Origin of the sequence: Actinomyces procaprae (assembly GCF_004798665.1) — a bacterium.
Lineage (GTDB): Bacteria > Actinomycetota > Actinomycetes > Actinomycetales > Actinomycetaceae > Actinomyces > Actinomyces procaprae.
The window spans coordinates 741711-757885 of record NZ_CP039292.1 but is presented as its reverse complement, the minus strand read 5'-3'; the positions used below and the strand labels follow the sequence as shown (position 1 = coordinate 757885).

The 16175-nt window shown below is 69.6% G+C and carries 9 protein-coding genes; 6 read left to right on the top strand and 3 right to left on the bottom strand.

Annotated elements, in window-relative coordinates:
- Positions 1-16 precede the first annotated feature (16 nt).
- From E4J16_RS02855 to E4J16_RS02835, 5 genes are all read left to right on the top strand, one after another.
- Entirely contained in the window at positions 17-5770 is a 5754-nt protein-coding gene (locus tag E4J16_RS02855; RefSeq protein ID WP_136314555.1) for an Ig-like domain-containing protein, read from the top strand.
- Between the two features lie 107 nt (positions 5771-5877).
- The gene (locus E4J16_RS02850) at positions 5878-6840 is read left to right on the top strand and encodes an AAA family ATPase (RefSeq protein WP_136313205.1); all 963 of its coding nucleotides are present in this window, start codon (positions 5878-5880) and stop codon (positions 6838-6840) included.
- Between the two features lie 20 nt (positions 6841-6860).
- Positions 6861-8141, top strand: a complete 1281-nt coding sequence (locus E4J16_RS02845; RefSeq protein ID WP_136313204.1) for a DUF58 domain-containing protein — start codon at positions 6861-6863, stop codon at positions 8139-8141.
- Positions 8138-10444, top strand: a complete 2307-nt coding sequence (locus E4J16_RS02840) for a transglutaminase-like domain-containing protein (RefSeq protein ID WP_136313203.1) — start codon at positions 8138-8140, stop codon at positions 10442-10444. The genes E4J16_RS02845 and E4J16_RS02840 overlap by 4 nt, the downstream gene beginning before the upstream one ends.
- A complete protein-coding gene (locus E4J16_RS02835) occupies positions 10441-11724 on the top strand; it encodes an RDD family protein (protein WP_136313202.1) in 1284 nt (427 codons plus the stop codon). Before E4J16_RS02840 ends, E4J16_RS02835 begins: the two co-directional genes overlap by 4 nt.
- 9 nt (positions 11725-11733) lie before the next feature.
- On the opposite strand, the gene E4J16_RS02830 is transcribed toward E4J16_RS02835, so the two are convergent.
- The 3 genes from E4J16_RS02830 to E4J16_RS02820 all read right to left on the bottom strand — a co-directional run bounded on the left by E4J16_RS02830 (position 11734) and on the right by E4J16_RS02820 (position 15510).
- The gene (locus E4J16_RS02830; RefSeq protein ID WP_136313201.1) at positions 11734-13221 is read right to left on the bottom strand and encodes a serine/threonine-protein kinase; all 1488 of its coding nucleotides are present in this window, start codon (positions 13219-13221) and stop codon (positions 11734-11736) included.
- Positions 13218-14528: an FHA domain-containing protein gene (locus tag E4J16_RS02825; protein WP_240038241.1), complete on the bottom strand. Its 1311-nt coding sequence runs from the start codon at positions 14526-14528 to the stop codon at positions 13218-13220. Before E4J16_RS02825 ends, E4J16_RS02830 begins: the two co-directional genes overlap by 4 nt.
- Positions 14529-14781: 253 nt before the next feature.
- Positions 14782-15510, bottom strand: coding sequence for an FHA domain-containing protein (locus E4J16_RS02820; protein WP_136313200.1), 729 nt, complete (start codon positions 15508-15510; stop codon positions 14782-14784).
- A gap of 52 nt (positions 15511-15562) precedes the next feature.
- On the opposite strand from E4J16_RS02820, the gene E4J16_RS02815 reads away from it, so the two are divergent.
- Positions 15563-16150 carry a hypothetical protein gene (locus E4J16_RS02815; RefSeq protein ID WP_136193591.1) on the top strand — a complete coding sequence of 196 codons (588 nt, stop codon included), beginning with the start codon at positions 15563-15565 and terminating at the stop codon, positions 16148-16150.
- Positions 16151-16175: the final 25 nt, after the last annotated feature.

Sequence of the window (16175 nt, the reverse complement as noted above, 5' to 3'; positions counted from 1 at the left end):
GCGCGTGCCCACACTGATGAGACTGCGAAGCCTGCGCACGGGACGCCCCGGCCTGTCCCGCCGACGGCGTAGACGCCTGTCCGCCGTCTTGGCGGGACTGGCCGCGTTGACGCTGGGTGCCGCCGCCTGGTTGCACGACGGCGTCCCCCAGGCAGACGTCTCGCTCAACGACGGCGGCGTGTGGGTGACCAGCACCGCCGAGCACCTGGTCGCCCGCCTGAACTACCCGTCCAAGCAGGTTGATGGGTCCATTCGCACCGCGTCGGCCGATTTCGACGTGACGCAGAGCGGGGAGAACGTACTCGTCCCCGACCTGGCGTCCGCCGCGGTCGCCTCCGTGGATCCGACCGCGGTGGCGCTGTCGGCGAGCACACAGCTGCCCAGCGGGGTGAACGTGCTGCAGGGGGCCGATCGGGTCTTCGCCGTCGACTCCTCGGCCGGCAGCGTCGCCGGTACCACAGTCGGCGCCGTGGACCTACTGGCCGCCGCGCCTACGCTGATCGAGGGCATGCCCGGGGTCGTGGCGGTGGCCGGGACCGACGGCTCACTGCATGCCGTCTCCGCCAAGGCCGGCACCGTGACGACGGTTCCCGCCGAGTCGTCAGGCTGGGGCAAGGCCTCCCCGCAGGCACTGTCGTTCACCGACGCCACGGACCTGGCGATCACCGCCGTCGGGAACCGCGCGGTGGTTCTGGAGCGCGGCACCGGGATTCTGCACCTGCCCGGCGGCGCCACCACCGACCTGGGGGCGTCGGGGCTAGTGCTCCAGCAGCCCGGCCCGGACGCCGATGCCGTCCTGGTCGCCTCCCGCAGCGCCCTGATGTCGGTTCCGCTGGACGGCTCACCGATCACAACCATTCCCGCGTCCGGCGACGGCGAGGCCGCCGTCGGCGTCGCCGCCCAGCCGGTGCGCCTGGGCGGCTGCATCTATGCAGCCTGGTCCGGCTCGGGGCACTTCCTGCGCCAGTGCGGCGACGACGTCGAGTCCGTGAGCGACGACGCCCTGGCCGCATCCTCCCAGCCCGTCTTCCGCGTCAACCGGGACGCGATCGTCCTCAACGACATCACCCACGGGACGGTGTGGCTTCCCGACGAGAACCTCGTGCTGGTCGAGGACTGGACCGATATCACCTCCCAGACGGACGACCAGGCCGAGGACAAGGACGACTCGGCGGAGACCTCCGACTCCCAGTCGCAGCCCGAGCGCACCGAGGAGAATCACCCGCCGCAGGCCAATGACGACACCTTCGGTGTGCGCCCGGGCCGCTCCACGGTGCTGCCGGTGCTCGCCAACGACTCCGATCCGGACGGCGACGTGCTCACGGCCGAGGCCGGTGACACGGGCACGGCGCAGGTGGCCACCGCCCAGGCCGGGTTGGCGCTGCGCATCGACGTTCCCGCGGACGCCACCGGCTCCTACACGATCCCCTACACCGCATCCGACGGGCGCGGCGGTGCGGACTCCGCCGTTGCCACGGTCGAGGTGCACGACTGGAGCGTCAACGCCGCCCCGGAGCAGACCTCCACCCCGACGCTGGTCATCGCCGCGGACGCATCCGGCTCGCTGGACGTGCTGGGCAACTGGCTCGACCCCGACGGCGACACCCTCTACCTGGTGTCCGCGCGGGGTGAGGGCTTCGACGTGCGCACCACCAACGAGGGCACCATTAACGTGCGGGACACCGCCGGCACCGCGGGCACGCGCACCCTCACGGTCGTGGTGTCCGATGGGCAGCAGGCCGCGTCCGGCGATGTCACCGTGGACGTTCAGGCCTCGGGATCCGTCGCCCCCGTCGCGAATGCGGACCATGTGCGCGTCGTCGCCGGCGCATCCGTCGTGGTCGCCCCGCTGGACAACGACGTCTCCCCCACCGGTGACCCGCTGAGCCTGGCGGGCGTGGAGGAGCCCCCCGCCGGTACCAGCGTGGAGGTCAACCAGCAGGCCGGCACCTTCACCTTCTCCGCCGATCAGGCGGGCACCCACTACATCACCTACGACGTCGCCTCCGGCTCCGCCATCTCCCAGGGGATCGTCCGCATCGACGTGATCGAGCCGTCGGACCCCGACGTCCCTCCGGTCACGGAGAATGACACGGCCCTGCTGCGGGAGGGCGGTTCCACCACGGTGGCTCCGCTGAGCAATGACTTCGACCCGGCCGGCGGCATCCTGGTGCTCCAGTCGGCGAGCGCGCCCTACGACTCGGGCGTCACCGTCACGGTGGTGGACCACTCGCTGCTGCAGGTGTCCGCCGCCGGAACGATCGGCCAGAGCGTGGAGGTTGAGTACACCGTCTCCAACGGGACCGCCTCCGCCACCGGCCACATGACCGTCGTGCCCGTCACCACCGCCGAGCTGCAGATGCCGATAGCCAGCGCCGACTCCGCCGTCGTGAGGGTCGGGGACGTGGTGACCATCTCGGTGCTGGACAACGACACCTCCCCCTCGGGCCTGGCGCTGAGCGTCGCCGACGATCTCGGCGTGGCGGGCACGGAGCTGGGCACCGCCTGGACCAGCGGCGACGTGGTGCGCTTCAAGGCCGATGACGCCCCCGGCCGCACCGCCCTGTCCTACACGGTCGCGGACACGGAGGGGCAGACCGCCTCCGGCCGCATCGACATCGAGGTGCGCGCGCGCGACGACGCCAACGCCGCGCCCAGCCCGCAGAGCCTGGAGGCGAGCACCGTCTCCGGCTCGCCGGTGGCAATCACCGTGCCACTGGACGGCATCGACCCCGACGGCGACTCGGTGAGCCTGGTGGGGCTGGATCAGGCGCCCACTTCGGGAACCGTGGAGGCGTCCTCCACCTACCTGACCTATACCCCCGACGAGGGCGCCAGCGGCACCGACACCTTCACCTACACCGTCAAGGACCGCTTCGGGGCGCAGGCCACCGGGACCGTGCGCGTGGGTGTCGCCTCCGCCCCGGCCACGAACACCGCGCCCGTGGCCACCGACGACCTGGTGGTGGCGCAGCCGGGCCGCACCGTGGTCACCGATCTCATTTCCAACGACTTCGACGCCGACGGCGACACCCTCACTCTGGACGACACTCCTGTAAGCGACGACCCGGCACTGACGATCTCGGTGCGCTCGGGGAGAGCGGTTGCAGACCTGCCCGGCGAGGAGGGCGTCTACACCGCGCATTACCGGGTGTCCGACGGGCAGGGCGGAATCGACGTCGGCACCATCACCTACCAGGTGCTCCGCGACGCACCCCTGCTCAGCCCGCTAGGCGTGGACGACTACGTCACGGTGGACCAGGTGGACGCCAACGGCCAGGCGGTCGTCTCGGTTCTGGACAATGACCAGGACGCGGACGGCTCCCCGTGGGACTTGACGGTCACCACCACTGACACGACCGCCGAGGTGATCGACTCCTCCATCCGGGTCCGGGTCTCCAATGAGCAGCACCTGGTGCTGTACACGATCACCGATCAGGACGGGCTCACCGGAAACGCCGTGATCGTGGTGCCCTCACGCGAGGACCTGCGGCCGCGGCTGGACTCGACCGCGATCCCGGTGCGCATCCCCGCGGATACGACCACCGCAGTGGACCTGGCCGACTACATCCTCACCCACGCCGACACCACGCCGCTCATCACCGACGCCTCGACGGTGCGCACCGGCACTGGCCTGGACGAGGCCGCGGTCACCGGCGGCGGAAGCGGCCTGGACCTTACGCCCGCCGCGGGATTCACCGGGCAGGCCTCCGTGACGCTCACGGTCACCGACTCGGCGGGGGCGGACGCGCTGTCCTCCACCCTCACCCTGCCGGTGGTGGTGGAGGCCACCGACAACACCCCGCCCGTCTTCACCCCGACCGAGGTCTCCGTGGCGGCCGGGGAGGATGCGGCCACCGCTGACCTGGCGGCCATGACCGTGGACGGAGACGGCGACGCGCTGTCCTTCACGATCGGCTCCGCTCCTGCCGGCTTCACGACGTCGCTGTCCGGCAGCACGCTCTCGGTCTCGGCCGAGGCCGGCACGGCGGTCGGTACCACCGGCACGCTGTCGGTGACCGTGGAGGACGGGCAGAACGATCCGGTCACCGGCCAGCTGCCGCTGCGAGTGACCGAGTCCAACCGGCCGCTGATGACCACCGCGCCGGCGACGCTTTCATCCGACGGCTCCCCCGTGAGCATCGACGTCGCCACGCTGGTCACCAACCCCTTCCCGGACGAGCCGATCAGCCTGTCCGGCTCCCCGCAGGTCACCTCCGGCACCGGTGAGGTGAGCGCCTCCGGCACCACCCTGACGATCACTCCCGGGGCCGGTTTCACCGGCCGCCTGGTAGTGGGCTACGAGGTGCTGGACGCCACCGGGTCCGCCACCCGCGCCGTCACCGGCACCATCACCGTCACGGTGACCGCCGTGCCGGACGCACCCACCGGGGTCTCGGCCATCCCGTCCGGCACCACCGCCATGAACGTGTCCTGGACCGCCGGCGCGGACAACGGCTCCCCGATCACCGGCTACATCGTCACCGAGGTGAACGGGGCCGGCTCCTGGAACTGCCCGAGTTCACCGTGCCGGGCGACGGGCCTGACTCTGGGCGGCACCTACTCCTTCCAGGTGGTGGCCACCAATGCGGTGGGCGACTCCGCTTCCTCCGCCCCCTCCGCCCCGAAGACCCTTACAGCCGCTCCAGGCGCCCCCGGCACGCCGAGCGTCGGCTTGGACGGCAGCAAGAACTTAAGAATCAGTTGGAACGCCGCGGCCGACAACGGCTCCCCCGTCAGCTACAGCGTCGAAGTCTCCGGCGCCCCCGACTCACTCCCCAAGTCCTCGGGGAACATCGGCTCGGCCCTTTCATGGACTGTACCGACCTCAGAACTCGATCCGCGCTCCTACACCGTGAGTGTCACGGTCACTGCCACGAACGCGGCCGGGTCCGCCAGCTCCAGCGGAACCGGCAGTTTCACCATTGTCCGCGCCCCGGGCGCCCCCGGCACGCCGAATGTCAACTGGGACGGCTCCAATGTGAACATCAGTTGGTCCGCCGCAGAGCCCAATGGATCCGCGGTCAGCTACAGCGTGAGTGTGTCCGGCTCGCTCACCGCCTCTAAGAGCGTCGGCTCAGCCACCTCAACGAGTGTGTCGACCTCGTCACTCGGCCCGGGCACCCACACCGTGAATGTGACTGTCACTGCCAAGAACTCGGAGGGTTCCGCCAAGTCCAGCGGCTCCGGCAGCTTCACCATCAACCGTAAACCGGGAGCTCCCACCGGTCTTCGGGCGTGGAAGGACGACGATGACGAGATCGAGATGACCGCGTCACTGGGCGATCGCAATGGTTGGACCGACGGGCAGCTGGAGATTCAGTACCTGGTGCTCAACAAGGCTTCCGGTGCCGTTGTGCATGGCTGGACCACTGACGACGAAGCCGAGAGTCTCTCGCCGGGCACCTATCAGGTCTGGGCACGCGTGGTAGTCAAGTCCAACAGGGACGATTCCAACTACCAGTCCGCCAATGCCGGTCCGGTCGAGGTCTCCCTGTCCGCACCTCCTCCTTCGGCACCCGGCAGTTACAGTGGTGGACTTTTCAACGGGACCGTCACTGTGAAACTCACAGGTTATACGCCGAACAGTAGCGTGACCTGCAATGGCACCTACCCGCCCAGTGGCCACCGTTACACCACTACCATCACCACGGATAGCACTGGCAGCTACTCGGGCTACCCCTCCTGGAAGGACCTTGACCATCCGTATCGAGGACCACTCCACGACACGCTTGATCGCGGTACATGGTTCACCTGCACCCCTCAGTGATTCGTGATCCCCCAGGCCCACCACAACCGCAAATCTGAAGCTAGCCTGCTGCTGAGTAATTCCAGTCCACTTTACGCACGCCTACAACCCAAGGAGCAGCCCGCCACATGCCCATGACCCAGGAGAACGCGACGTGGTTCGCCGAGACCTTCAACAAGGTGGTGGACAACGTCGGTGAGGCCCTGCTCGGCAAGCGCGATGTCATCCGCCTGGCACTGACCGCCATGCTCGCCGAGGGGCATCTGCTGCTGGAGGACGCCCCCGGCACCGGCAAGACTGCCCTTGCCCGCGCCCTGGCGGCCAGCGTGCAGGGCAGCCACTCGCGCATCCAGTTCACCCCGGACCTGCTGCCCTCGGACATCACCGGTGTGACGATCTACAACCAGAAGACCGCCACCTGGGAGTTCCACCCCGGCCCGATCTTCGCCTCCGTGGTACTCGCCGACGAGATCAACCGCGCCTCGCCCAAGACCCAGTCCGCCCTGCTGGAGGTCATGGAGGAGTCCACGGTCACAGTCGACGGCGTCCGGCATGAGACGGGACGCCCCTTCATGGTGATCGCCACCCAGAACCCGGTGGAGCAGGCGGGCACCTACCGGCTCCCCGAGGCTCAGCTGGACCGCTTCCTGATGAAGACCTCCATCGGCTACCCCGGCCGTGAGGCGCTCACCCGCATCCTGGCCGGCTCGGACAGCCCCGATCGCTCCCGCGGACTGGAAACAGTGATCACCTCCGGTGCGATCGCCTCCATGTCCGACATCGCCGCGCAGAACCACATTGAGGACTCGATCCTGGACTATATCGGCGCCCTGGTGGAGGCCACCCGTGAGTCGCCGGACACCCTGCTGGGCGTGTCCACACGTGGCGCCATCGCCATGGCCCGAGTAACACGCGTGTGGGCCGCCGCCCAGGGCCGCCACTACGTGCTGCCCGACGACGTCAAGGACCTGGCGGAGGTCGTGTGGGCGCACCGGCTGGTGATGGACCCGGATGCGGAGTTCTCCGGCGCCACCGCCGCCGGCGTCATCACTCGCGCCCTGGCCGACGTTCCTGCCCCCACCACCCGGTGAACCTGCTAGCGAGCCAACGCATGAGCGACTCGTCCCCGCCCCAGGATGCGTCTGCCTCCTCCGTGAGGCAGACACTGCAAGCCGCCCTCGCCACCACCCGGCTCCGATTCCAGGGCCTCGGCTGGTTCGGGTCGCAGCCGGCTGCGGCTGTGCGCCGTGGCATCGACGTGGTGACCCATACCGGCTGGGCCTGTGCGGCACTGCTGGCACTGTGCGTCATTGCCGGTCGCAGACTGGGCTGGCAGGAGGCCTGGGCCGCCGCAGCGGTACTGGGCACGGTCGTGGCAACCGCCTGGCTCTGGCTGCTCCCACGGGGCGGCCATACCGTTTCCCACGAGCTGCTGGAACGACGCGTGACGGTCGGTGATAACGCCATCATTCACCTGCGTGTCCACAACCCGACCGGGCATCTGCTGCTGCCTGCCCGCATGGAAATGCCGGTGGGCCCCGCCAACGCCGTCTTCGCGGTACCCACCCTGCGCTCGGGGGCCGACCATGAGCGCGGCTTCATCCTGCCCACCGCCCGTCGCAGCGTCGTGACCGTCGGGCCGGTCGTCTCCGTGGCCTCAGACCCGGTCGGCCTGCTGCGCCGCGAGCGCAGCCACACCCAGGCGCAGCTGGTGCACATCCACCCGCGGACGGTTCGACTGGGCGTTACCCTGCGCGGCGTCATGCGCGACGTCGAAGGCGCCGTCACCCAGGAGCTGTCCAGCTCGGACGTGTCATTCCACGCCCTGCGCGACTATGTACCCGGGGACGACCGCCGCAACGTGCACTGGCGCACCACCGCACGCACCGGGCGGCTCATGGTCCGGCAGTTCGAGGAGACTCACCGAGCCAGCCTGCTGGTGCTCCTGGACACACTGCCGGGCGACTACGAGACCGACGAGGACTTCGAGACGGCCGTGTCCGTGGCCTGCTCGCTGGCGCTCAATGCCATCACCGATGGCCGAGAGGTGTTCGTGCTCACCCAGGCCGGCGACCTGCCCACCGTCACCGCCCTGCGGATGCTGGACGCCTCCTGTCTGCTGGAGGAGACGCCGGACGCATACGGCTGCGACGAGTTGGCCCGCCATGCCACCGCCCGCTACCCCGAGACCTCCGTGATGGTGCTGGTCACCGGGCAGAGCTGTGACGACGCCGTACTGGGCCGCGTGCGTACCGTCACCCCGATCGACACTCTCGTGATAGCGCTGCGGTGCGGCTCCAGCCCGCTCGGCCGCCACGCCGTGGGTGCGCTGACCGCCTTCGACATCGACCGCCTCGAGGCACTGCCCCTGGTCATGCGGGAGGTCGCATGAAGACCTCAGTGGGCAAGCGTCGTCTCTACCAGGCACTGGTCACCGTCCTGCTGCTGATCGGCACCGTCCCCTTCATCGTCCCCTTCGGCTCTGTGATCGGAGTCGTGGTCGGCGCCTGCGGGGTGGCGCTCGGCGTCGGTATCGGGCTGGGGACGGCCCGTGTGGGACTGTCGGCGCTGCCGACACTCGCCGTTACCGCCGCCGCCCACGTGCTGCTCGCCCCCTGGCTGCTACCGGACGTAGAGCACGGCCCGGAGGGTGTGTACACGGTCCTGGCGTCCACGATCACGGTGTGGCGCGACGCCCTCACCCTGCCTCTGCCGCTGACCGCCTTCTCCGCGATGACGGTCCTGCCCTGGCTGACGGGACTGGCCTGTGGGGTTATGGCAATCCGCGCCGTCAGCGCCGACAGGCTCCACCCGGTCGGCTTCGTGGTCCTGGGGGAGGCCGCGGTCGGCATCGCCTGGGGTGACACCGTCACGCCCCTGGGGGCAGTCGTCGGCGCGGTGCTCACCGCCGGCGTGCTGGGGCTGTGGGCTATATCGGCCCAGTGGGGCCGACGCGACCGGGTGGCCGAGGCGCTGGAGGAGTCCGACTCGGGTGTGACCGCGGGAGCACGACGCGGCATCGCCCGTGCGGGAGTCCTTCTCACCGCGATCACGCTCATCGTCGCCATTGCTGCGCCTGCCGCGCCTAACGCCCGCACGGTGCTGCGCGACGCATTCAACCCGCCGTTGGACCTGACCGAGTACGCCACCCCGTTGGCGCTGATCCGCACACTGGAGACGCAGCTGTCCTCCACAAGGCTCATGGAGGTCTCCGGCCTACCCGCGAATGCCCGCGTCCGCATCGCCGCGCTCGACTCCTACGACGGCCTGTCCGCCCGCATCAGCCAGGACTCCGGAGGAGGTGCGCACTTCCAGCATGTCGGTGAGGGCACTCCGCTGCTGTCCGACGCCTTCACCGCCGACGTGGAGCCCGGGGACTCCTCCGCAGGCGGTGCGGATGCGGGTTCTGCGGAGGCCGACGCAACTGTCACCTTCACCCTCGACGGCTACACCTACCCGTGGGTTCCCACCGTTACGGACACGCTGAGCATCACCCCCTCCGGCGCACGGGCCAAGGCGATCAGCGACTCCCTGTTCTACGACACCTTCTCCTCAACTGGCCTGGTCACCGCCAGGCTCGCCCCCGGGGACATCCTTACCGAGAACGTCAGGATTCCCTCCACGCCCGCTGACGCCGACCTGAGGCAGCTGCCGCTCGCCGACGTCACCCTCGGTGCGGTGGAGGATGTGCCGCCGTCGGTGCAAGCATTGGCGCACTCGCTGGTCGGCTCCGAGTCCGAACCGCTCAACCAGATCCACGCCCTGCAGCAGGCGCTGCGCACCGGCTACTACTCCGACGGCACCAAGAGCCCCTCCGAGCCCGGTCACGGTGCCGCCCGCCTGGCCTCGATGGTCGCCGCCGACTCTCTGGTCGGCGATGATGAGCAGTACGCGGTCCTCATGATGCTCATGTGCCGCTCGCTCGGCATCCCTGCGCGGGTGGTGATGGGCTTCCAGCCGGCTACTGACGGCGACTCCACCAATGTCACCGGAGAGGACATCGCCGCCTGGGTGGAGGTCGCCTTCGAGCAGGTCGGCTGGGTCGCTTTCGACGTCACCCCCGAACGCGACCAGGTGCCCCAGCAGCAGAACGCGCGCAAGGTGTCCAATCCCGAGCCGCAGGTGCTGCAGCCACCGCTGCCCCAGCAGGACCCAGCGGAGCTGCCACCCGTCTATGAGGATGATGATCGGGACAGCTCCGATGAGGATCGGCCCGCGGCTGTGCCCGCCGCCGTGATCATCTCCGTGGCGATCGCGCTGGGGATTGCGGCACTGCTGGCGGCCATGATCGCCGCCAAGGCTGTGCGCCGGGCTCGACGACGACGCCGCGATGGCGTGGACCGCGCCCTGGGCGCCTGGGACGAGATCGTGGACCGCGCCCGTGATCTCGGCGGGCGCGCGCCGATGGGGCTGACCCGCCGGGAGGCTGCGGCGGATCTGTCGAAAGCGTTCCCCCAGGCGGATCTGCCCCGCTTCGCCCGAGCGATTGACGCTCAGGTTTTCGCCGCAGGCGACCCGTCATCGTACGATTTGAACCAGATCTGGGATTCGGCCGACGCCATTGTTCCGGTAATGGCATCCGACCGTCCCCGCTGGCGCCGTCTGCTGGCCCAGCTCTCGCCGAGCTCGCTGCTTCGACCCGCTGGACGCAGGACACGGATTCAGACACGCATTTCTAGGAGGACAGGCTCGTGACGGCCACTTCAGCATCTCGTTGCACCAGCGGCGGCCCTACGTCTCTGCCGACCCCGACTGACGGGGCTGCCGCCAAGGCCACGTACGGCTCTGTAGGCACGGTTCCGTCCGCCCCCGGCGCGGGGATGGTCTCCCCCGCGCCGGTGCGCGCGCGCGTCATTGCGGGCCTGATCGACCTGGCCGGAGGCGCCGTGGTATGCGGGATGCTCGGCGCACTGTTGAACCGGCTCAGCGGCCTGAACTGGATCGGGGCCCTGGCCTTGGCGATCCTGATCGTGCTGGCAGTGCGTGAAGTCGTCCTGGGGCGGACCGGTTGGAGCCCGGGGGGCCGACTAATGGGCGTACAGCTGATCAGTGAGCGGACCGGGCTGCCCCCGGGGCCCGCGCTGCTCCTGCACGCAGACCTCACCTTCATCTGCGTGGTCCCCACGCTCGGTCTCGGCGCCATCGTCCTCATGCGCACCGCCGCCACCGACCCGCAGGGCAGAGGCTGGCACGACCGGCTGACCGGCGTGAAGCTGGTGCAGCTGCACACCCGACAAGGGGCCGACTCCCCGGCGTCCGCCGCCGCGGCCCGCTCCACCGCGGCGGGCAGGCGGGGCCCGTTCTCAGACGGACGCTTCTCGTTCGCTCCCTCCGGCAGCCCGATCGCGGAGGCGGATGACACCGTCGACAGCTCCAGGGCGGCATTCTCCAATCCGAACACCCGGTCCGTGATCATTGACTCCGTTCCCTGGTCCGCGGTGCCGACGCCGCTCGACTCCACGACCAATGACGCGCCTGCCGCCCCCCTCGGGGAGGCCGTGGATTCCGGCGTCGTCCGCAGCACGCGAACCGCCGTTCCCTCCCGTCGCGACCCGCAGCCGCCCGCGCAGTCGCAGGACGCGTCTGCCACCGCTGCAGAACCGCGCCGCCGTACCCGTGCACAGCATCGCAAGTCCGAGCCGGACACGGTCGGCATCCGGCTGGTGCCGACCGATGGCGGTGCACCGATCCTGCTGACGACCCCTACGGTCGTGGGGCGAGATCCGGAGAACATCTCCGAGTACCCCGATGCGGCGCGCGTGCCGCTGACCGATGTCAGCCGGTCGATCTCCAAGACCCATGCCGCCATCGCCCCCGTTCCCGGAGGCCTGTGGGTGACGGACCTGCACTCCACCAACGGCACGCGCATCGAGCAGCAGGGCGTAATTAAGGAGGCGCAGCCGGAGGTGCCGGCTCCTGCGCCGATCGGCTCGATGCTGCTCCTGGGGCGCGCCGCCTACCAAATCGAGGGCTGATACGCGGCGCTATCCGACAGCGGCGCCATCCTGCGCAGGGGTGCGTACACACGCCGCCGCTGCGCCGGAGGTCCTGCCGTCGGAGCGCACCGAGTAGACCTCTATGCAGGTGTTGTCAGGGCGGGCCGGCAGTTGGACCGAGGTCTGCTGCGTCGATTGCATGGCGGCGTCGCTGTCACCGGGGACATCCTCACGGAACAGGTAGCTTCCCTCCCAGTCATCCGTCGGCGCCTCCCAGGTGAAAGTCACCGTGCTCCCGTCCTCCGACAGGGCACCGGACAGGCCGCGGGGTGGGGTCACGGACACTCCGAGTGGGTCCGCGCTGGGCGCGGGGGCGAGTGTCGCGAATGTGGCCGCCGGTCGGTTCTGCTCAGACATGCGTGAGGAAACGAGTGCGGCCGTGACCGCGACCACGGTGACGACCGCGGCCAGCGCCCCGATCAGCAGCCGCGAGCGCCGCGTCCCGTTCTCCTGCTCACCGTCTGCCTCCGCGTGGATATCGACGGCGGGTGGGTGCATCGCGGCCTCCGCGACCGGTTCGAACACCCCCAGGCGAGTGGCATTGGTGTCCTCAATCAGGTCGTCGGCGTCGGGGACGACCTCCGTGTCAGCAGCGGTGTGAAACAGGTCGACCGCTGTCATCGGCAGGCCCAGCTCGGCCTCCACCTGTTGCAGGGCACGGGCGAAGGCCAGGGCCGTCGGGTAGCGGCGGGCGGGGTCCTTGGCCATGGCCACACTGAGCACGCGGTACAACGACGGAGGGAGGTCCTGCCGTCCCAGGGGCGGCAACGGGTTCTTGATGATGCGCCGGGACAGCTCGTAGACGGAGTCGGAGGCGTCGGGGATCTCGAACGGACTGCGGCCGGTGAGCATGGCGTACGCGGTTGCGGCCAGGGAGTAGATGTCCGAGGCAGGATCGGCCATGTGCGAGCCGACCAGCTGCTCGGGGGGCGCCCACGGGACGCTCATACCCCGCAGCGCGTCATTCTCATCACTATCACCGCGGGGACCGCTCATGGCGGAAATACCGAAGTCCGACAGCACCGGGCGACGGTAGGCGGTGAACAGGATGTTCGCGGGCTTGATGTCCCGGTGCACGATGCCGACCCGGTGCGCTGACTCGACGGCCCCGGCGATCTGGATGGTGGTGCTCAGGGCGTCGGCGACGCTCAGTGGGCCACGGCGCAGCACCATGCTCAGCTGCGGCGGCGGACAGTACTCCATCACCAGGAACAGGCGGCCATCGGCCGCCGCGCCCGCGCCGTATATGGACAGGATCGCCGGATGGGAGGAGACCCGCGCCATCAGGTTGGCCTCGGACTCGAAGCTAGAGTAGGGGCCGCCGCTGACACCGCAGTCCATGACCTTGACAGCCACTTCACGCTGCGGCATGTGCTGCTCGTACAGGTAGACCCGCGAGTAGCCCCCCGCCCCCAGGTCCCGCAGGTAGGTGAATCCGGGTATGGATGGCGGGGATCCCTCGCGGTCCGCGGTCACGGAAGATCCTCCAGCAGGAGCGACTGTCCGTCACCCAGGTCCAGGATGTCGCCACTGCGCAGCAGCACGGGCTCGGTAGAGGACATTCGCATCGGGGATACGCCGTCACGTCGCAGCACGGTGCCGTTGCCGGTCGACAGGCTGCGTGCCAGCACCGACCACTCGTCGAGCCGGATGAGCAGGTGGTTGCGAGAGATGACCTGCTCCGGGCTGGGCACTGTAATCAGGGCGGGCGCGGTGCCGTTGAGCTCGTTGACGCGCTCCGCGGAGGGTTCGCGCCCGACTAGCACCGGCCGGTCGAGCACGACCTCACCACCGGAGGAGACACGTACCCGGCCCAGCGGCGGGCAGGCGATAATTCGCGCGGGCTGTGTGAGTTCGACGCCGCATTCACGGCAGCTGACATAGTTCGTGGGGTTGGCGTGCCCGGAGGGGCAGACGACAGACAGGGCCATGCGAGTGACCTCGGTGTCGGGCACCTCCGTATCGGCTCCCTGCACCGGTGCCTCCTCGTGACGGTCCTGCTCCGGGAGCATGCCGCTCAGCTCATCGACGAGGTCGTCGGGCAGGTCCGCCACCGTCCACCCGTCGTGGTCACCGGGGGCTGCGGGGCGTTCGGGCGCCTGGACCGGCTCCAGCTCGGCCGTCTCCGGCTCCGCCGGTGCCGACGAGTCCACGACGGCGGGGGCATCGGCCTCCCCTGCCGGTGCCGCGTCGGCCTGTGCATCCGGGCGTGCCTCCGCCACGGTATCCGCCTCCGCCTTAGTGGTAGCAGCCTCGGTCTCAGTGGCGGCTGCCGCAGCGTCGGGCTCCGCTGCGGCGTCCGCCTCCATCTCAGTGGTGTCCTCGGCCTCGGCGTCAAGGCTCCCCAGCTGCAGGCGCGCAGTGCGCACCACGGCGTCCACAGCGGGGCGCAGCACCGTCCCCGGCTGCTCGGGCGCAGTCAACACTACAGAGGACTCTCCAGGCAGGAAGGACTCCATCCAGGTTGCCACGCCGGCGGCGTCGAAGGCCTGGCCGTCGATCTGCAAGGACGGCGCTCCGCGCAGGGCCAGGTGAGTGCCGGACTGCTCAAGAAGTACCAGGGCGAAGTCGGGAATGCGGGAGAGATGCCCACCCGCTCCCATCACAAGGCGATCAAGGATGGCGGTTAGCGTCCCCTCAGGGTCCCGTAGCAGCCTCCACAGTCCTGTCACCAGCTCCTCAGGTACCTCCGGTGGCAGCAACAGCACGCCCCGGGGGGTAACCGCCGCGCTCCAGGTGCCCTCAGCCCACAGAGTTCCGCGTTCGGCGCTAGTGTCGGTCACGTTTTCTCCTTCAACAGCTCGCTAGACGGCGCCGAGCCACCGCCATTCATTCAGGCAGTGTCTCACAGACACAGGCAGCCGCCAATCGCCTGGTACCGCGTGATCCATCACCAGTCCCCCAGCTCCCCGGCATCCGGCGTGCACATCCTTCCCCCGCCGCAACCAGGATATGCGCCGGTTCCGGACCCTACGTCCAGGGCCGGGATCTCATGCGGGGGTGGTGCGGACGTTGCGGCGAACCGCCGTCGAGCCGTTAGCGAATCGTGCATTCGCTATCGCCGAAGTACACCCGCCGTCCGCGCTCCACGGCCCGCGCCTGCCCGGGGATCAGGCGGTGAACACCCTCGGCGTCCTCCGCGTGGGTGCCGTTGGTCGAGTTCAGGTCGGTGACCAGCACACCACCGCGTGCCGGCTCGATCAACGCGTGGGTCTTCGAGACGGAGGGGTCGTCCTGGAAGGCCGCCACGACCCGGCCCGCCCCGCCGGGGAGCGGATCCGGTGCGCGCCCCAGCACCGTTGGCTGTGAGATGGTGAGCAGGCGACCGTTAGCGGCGACCAGCTGCACCGGCTTCGGGCCGTGCTCCTTGGCGATGACGACCGTCCCCGCCATGCGGTCGTACCAGGTTCGGCGCCAGCCGCCGTCGTCGGTGCTCATGACCATCACGATGGGGAGGAACCCGAACGTCGGCAGGGCCGCCAGCAGGAACAGCCAGGCCCGCTCAATGGCGGCCATCCCCGGCGGCTGGGTGGGACTTACCGCCCGCCGCAACCGTACGGAGGTGAGGGCCTGTCCCAGGCTGGCCCCTGTCCTCGCTTGAACCAGTGTCATTACCCCTGCCACGGCGATTCCCACGGCCAGGCGGGCCGCTGCGGGCGCGGGCAGCAGGATTCCGACGCCGACGGTGGTCACAACGTCGACCACGCCTGAGAGCACGCGCCGTAACCGGGACGCGGGAAGCGGTGAGGGTGCGGAGGCTGCCACCGGCACAGCATAGATCGGCTATATTGCACGAGTCTGTCAAAGGAGTACCACAATGCAGATAGCCGTCACTCCGGATCCGGGGAGTTGGGTCGTCATCCCCGAGTTCCCCCCACCGGGTTGGGCCCGCACGGAGGCGCAGACCCGCAGCCTCCTCTTGGATATGACGGGCCCGCAATGGCGGGCCGCTTTCGCGAACCTGCTGGAGGAGCTGCGCCGCACCGCGCGGGGAACCTCCATGGCCCGACTGCTGCACGTGGGTGAGGGCGGCCACCAGATCTTCGCCGTTGACCTCACCCTCGTGATTGCCCGGGATGACGGCACGAAGGAAGGACGGCACGCCACCCAGCGCGCGCTCATAGCCGATCTGCTCCCGCAGGCCGAGGAGCTGCAACGGCTACGTCCGGACCCGCGGATGGCCGGCTTCCAGGCGGTGTCGAAGAGCACCGATGCGGGTACTACGAGTCGCCCCAGTGCCGTCGTGGTCCTGCGCATGGCGGGGCTGCCCACCGTCCCGGTAGACCTGGTCATGCGCGCGTGGAAGGCGGCGCCGGAGGTGGTCGCCTCCGCACTGGACGACGTCGTCGCCCTGGGCCAGGCGGTCGCACCGGTGGATGCGCTGCCGCAGACGCCCGATAACTGAGCCGGGCGGTCGAAACCGTCCCGGG